The 4,207-nt window shown below is 75.1% G+C and carries 6 protein-coding genes; all 6 read right to left on the bottom strand.

The features are described 5' to 3' along the window. Positions 1-970, bottom strand: a 970-nt coding sequence (locus FV223_RS21435; protein WP_147728896.1) for a CCA tRNA nucleotidyltransferase, incomplete at its 3' end; no start/stop codon positions are given. Then, on the bottom strand, positions 970-1,227 hold the full coding sequence (locus FV223_RS21440) for a DUF6111 family protein (RefSeq protein WP_147728897.1): 258 nt from the start codon (positions 1,225-1,227) through the stop codon (positions 970-972). The genes FV223_RS21435 and FV223_RS21440, both read right to left, overlap by 1 nt. Positions 1,228-1,265: 38 nt before the next feature. Further along, positions 1,266-1,946: a CoA pyrophosphatase gene (locus tag FV223_RS21445; RefSeq protein WP_246686396.1), complete on the bottom strand. Its 681-nt coding sequence runs from the start codon at positions 1,944-1,946 to the stop codon at positions 1,266-1,268. Next, positions 1,943-2,521 (bottom strand): DUF1285 domain-containing protein, encoded by a 579-nt coding sequence (locus FV223_RS21450; protein WP_147728898.1) that lies wholly within the window; start codon positions 2,519-2,521, stop codon positions 1,943-1,945. Before FV223_RS21450 ends, FV223_RS21445 begins: the two co-directional genes overlap by 4 nt. A gap of 7 nt (positions 2,522-2,528) precedes the next feature. Next, the gene (locus tag FV223_RS21455) at positions 2,529-2,996 is read right to left on the bottom strand and encodes a PaaI family thioesterase (RefSeq protein ID WP_147728899.1); all 468 of its coding nucleotides are present in this window, start codon (positions 2,994-2,996) and stop codon (positions 2,529-2,531) included. A gap of 106 nt (positions 2,997-3,102) precedes the next feature. Then, positions 3,103-4,207 (bottom strand): ATP-dependent helicase C-terminal domain-containing protein (locus FV223_RS21460; protein ID WP_281407459.1); only part of this gene is annotated, 1,105 nt, incomplete at its 5' end.

Below are 4,207 nucleotides of genomic sequence, written 5' to 3' on the forward strand. Positions count from 1 at the left end.
CCCCCAGGGCCGCCGTTCCGTGCTCGGCCGCGAGCGCCCGCAGCGCCGGAATGTCGATCACGGCCCGGGTCTTCAGCGCGGCGAGGGCGCGGGCATAAGCCTCGAGGGCGACGTGCTCGGCCTTGGACAGGCGCAGGCTCTCGGCGAGGCGCTCGGCATCGGCCCGCGTCGTCACGGAAAGGGCGGCGAGCCGGTGGATCGTCGGAGCGCCGGCCGCGATCGCGCGCGACAGACGCCCCCTCTCGGCGACGCCCCCGGTGATGCGGGCCAGGAGGCCGGTCTCGGCGAGGACATCGACCGCCTCGAGCGCACGCGCCGCGGCCAGAAGCTTCAGGAATTCCGATCGCACGCGCTCCCGCGACAGGCCGTCGAGGGCCGCCCGCGCGGCAATGCAGGCGGCGAGCGCGTCCGCGTCCGGTCGGCCCTCGCCGAAGCGGGCATGGAAGCGGAAGAAACGGAGGATGCGCAGGGCGTCCTCGCGGATCCGGGTCGCGGGGTCCCCGATGAAGCGGACGCGGGCGGCCGCGAGGTCGGCGCGGCCGCTGGTGGTGTCGTGCAGCGTGCCGTCGGCCCCGAGCGAGAGCGCGTTGACCGTGAAGTCCCGCCGCTCGGCGTCGCGCACGAAGTCGCGGCCGAAGCGGACGACCGCGTGCCGCCCGTCGGTCTCGACGTCCTCGCGCAGGGTCGTGACCTCGACCGGTCGGCCGGCGACGACCAGCGTGACGGTGCCGTGCTCGATCCCGGTCGGAACCGCCTTGAGGCCCGCCGCCTGCGCGCGGGCGATCACGGCGTCGGGCAGCAGCGTCGTCGCCAGGTCGATGTCGGCGGCGTCGATCCCGAGGAGCGCGTCGCGGACGCAGCCGCCGACGAGGCGGGTCTCCTCGCTGGCCTGGTCCAGGGCGCCGAGCGCCGCCCGCACCTCCGGCCTGGCGAGCAGCCGTGCCGGGCCCTCGGGGTCGAGGCTGCGCATCAGCGGAACTCGCCCGGCACCAGGCGGCCGTTCTCCATGTGGGTCGGCACGAAGCCGGCGGCATGGCGCTCGGAGAACAGGCCCGAGGCGACCATCGAGGCGATCACCACGGCCAAGCCGGCCAGGACGAGGCGGAAGGCCTGGGCGTCCCAGTGCGCCCGCTGCAGCGGGTTGCGGCCGACGAGCAGCAGGTAGACGAAGAACAGCCCGAAGGGCAGCAGGAAGAGCCCGAACTCCTCCACGAAGCGACGCAGCATGGCACCCGATCGTTGGGCGCGGGCGATCCCCGCGCGGCTTAAGATTGGGCCTTCGGCCGCCCGAAATCGAGCCGTTCGGCGAGGTTGTGCAGGATGCCCGCTGTCACACCCCAGATCAGCCGCTCGCCGTAGGGGAGGGCGTAGAATCGCCGCTCGCGCCCCTGCCACACCCGTATCCGCAGCTCGTAGCGCGCGCGGTCGGCGAGCACCGCCAGGGGCACCTCGAAGATCGCGTCGACCTCGGCCGGGTTCGGCGCCAGGCGCGCCTCCGGGTCGATCAGACCGATCACCGGCGCCACCAGGAACCCGGTGCCGGACAGGTAGGGATCGAGGTAGCCCAGCATCCGCACGCGCTCCGGCGACAGGCCGATCTCCTCCTCGGCCTCGCGCAAGGCCGCCGCGTGCGGGCTCGCATCGGTCGGGTCGATCTTGCCGCCGGGCAGCGCGACCTGGCCGGAATGGTCGCGCAGGTGGGCGGCGCGCTGCGTCAGCACGATCGCGAGGCCGGCGTCGCGCGCGACGACCGGCACCAGCACGGCCGCCCGGCGATGGGGCGGCGGCGGGATCACGGCGCTGCCGTCGGGCTCCAGGCTGTGGTCGCCGCGCGGGTTCGAGGTCGGGTCGTCCGGCCCGAGCGGGTCGCGCGCGAGACGCGCTTCGGCGCGCGCCAGGAAGTCGGCGAGGTCCGCGTCGCGGGTCGGGCTGCCCACGATGCTCACGCCGCATCGGCCGGGGCGATGCGGTGGAAGCGGCCGCCGGCGGCGATCCCGAGCCAGGGGGCGCCGTCGAGGTCGCGTTCCTCGGCCAGGGCGACGAGGTCGTAGGTGAGCGCCCGCGTCACCAGCGCCCAGAGGCCGCGGCGGACGTGGAGATAGGGCTTGAGCGCGCCGGCCTCGCCTTGCGCGAAGCGGAGCTCGTGCTCGGCGTCGACGGGCACGAGGTCGTCGACGTTGGTGCGGAAGCTGATGCGGCGCGCCTCGCCCGCGCCGTCGACCGCCATCTCGACGGCGACGAAGGCCGCATCCTCCACCACGATCGAGACCTTCTCCACCGGCGTGACCAGGACGGTGGTGCCGTCGGGCTCGCGCCGCAGGATCGAGGCGAAGAGCTTGACCATCTTCGGGCGGCGGATCGGCGTGCCGGCGTGGAACCACGTGCCGTCGGCGGCGATGCGCATGTCGATCGCGCCGCAATCGGGCGGGTTCCAGGTCTCGACCGGCGGCAGGCCGCGCCTGGGCAGGTCGGCCAGGGCCGCGCCGAGGCGGCTCAGGGTCGGATCGTCGGAGGTGGTCATGGCGCTCTCAGATAGCGTCGCCGGTCGGTCCGGGAACGGGGGGCGCCTCCGGGCGCCGGCGCAGGATCTTCCAGACGCCGGAGGCGACGCCGACGACGCGCGCCGCGTGCCGAAGCTCGCAGCGCAGGAAGACGAGCGAGCCGGTGCGCTTGATCACCTCCGGCGCCACGGTGATCCAGTCGCCCAGCCGCGCGGTGTCGACGAACTGCATCTCCATCTGGATCGTCACGCAGTTCGCCCCGTCGGCCGCCCGCATCGCGGTCTCGCCCAGCGCCCGGTCGGCGAAGCTCATCAGCATCCCGCCGTGGACGACGCCGATCAGGTTGGCGTGCTTGTCGGCGGCCCGGAACGCGTAGGCGCCGTCGCGGACGTAGACCGGGCCGACATGGGCGATGAAGCCGGTGTCGTGGATCGGCGTCCAGCCGTCGCCCTCGGGCTGCCCGGCTTCGGGATTCTTCGGTTCTTCGGTCGGCATGCGGGCGGAGTCTCGATCTCGCGGGGGGCGGTCGCGCCCGGCTTCGTGTCACGGTCGCATCGCGCCCGCCGCCTGTCACCTGTCACCTGTTACCTGCCGTTCGCGCTCACGTGCCGCGCGGCTTGGCGCGGCGGGTCGGCGGCGCCTCCAGCGGGTTCTCCGGCCAGGGGTGGCGCGGATAGCGGCCGCGCATCTCGGTGCGCACGGCGCTCCAGGAGCCGCGCCAGAAGCCCGGGAGGTCGCGGGTGATCTGCACCGGACGGTGGCCGGGCGAGAGCAGGTGGAGCACGAGCGGCACCCGGCCGATGGTCGGATGCGTCGCCAGCCCGAACAGCTCCTGCACCCGCACGGCGAGGACGGGGCCGCCCTCGGCCTCGTAGTCGATCGGGATCCGCGAGCCGGTCGGCACCTCGACATGGGTCGGCGCCTCGGCGTCGAGGCGAGCCCGGAGGGGCCAGGGCAGCAGCCCCTGCAGCGCCTCGCCGAGGTCGCTGGCGGTGACGGCGTCGAGGCCGAGGCGGCCGACGAGGGCGGGTGCGAGCCAGTCCTCGACCGTCCCGGCGAGGGCGCCGTCCGCCAGATCGGGCCAGTCGCCACCTTCCGCCGCGCGCAGGAACGCGATGCGGGCGCGCCACTGCGTCAGCGCCGGGGTCCAGGGCAGGCGCTCGAGGCCGAGCCCGGCGATGCCGCGGGCGAGGACCTTGGCCGAGTCGAGATCCGGCGGAACCGGGCGCGTGCGCTCGCCGAGCGTGACGGCGCCGAGACGGCGCAGGCTGCGGGCCCGCAGCGCCCGTGCCGCCGCGTCGAAGGTCACCTGCGTGACGCCCTCGATCCGGTCGGCGAAGCCGGCCTCGATCGCGTCGAGGTCGATCGCGGCGGCGGCGAGGATGCGGGCGTTGCCGGCGGCGCCGACGATGTCGGCGACGACGAGGAACGGCTCGCGGGCGAGCGGGGAGGCGGAGTCGAGGCGCCCGGCCCGGCCGTTGGCCATCACGAACTCGCCCTCGCGCCCGCGCGCCTTCGCGACCCGGTCGGGATAGGCCAGCGCCAGCAACGATCCGGCGCTCGGCTCGGGAGCCTCGCGCTCGCCGGATGCGGCGGCCGACCGTGCCCAGCCCTGCGCCATCCGGCGCATATCGGCGGCGCGCTGGCCGCGGTCGCGGCGGAAGCGCTCGACCCGGTCGGCGAGGTCGACCGCGTCGCCGCCGTCC

The sequence above is a fragment of the Methylobacterium sp. WL116 genome, from assembly GCF_008039455.1.
In the GTDB taxonomy this organism is placed as follows: Bacteria; Pseudomonadota; Alphaproteobacteria; order Rhizobiales; family Beijerinckiaceae; genus Methylobacterium.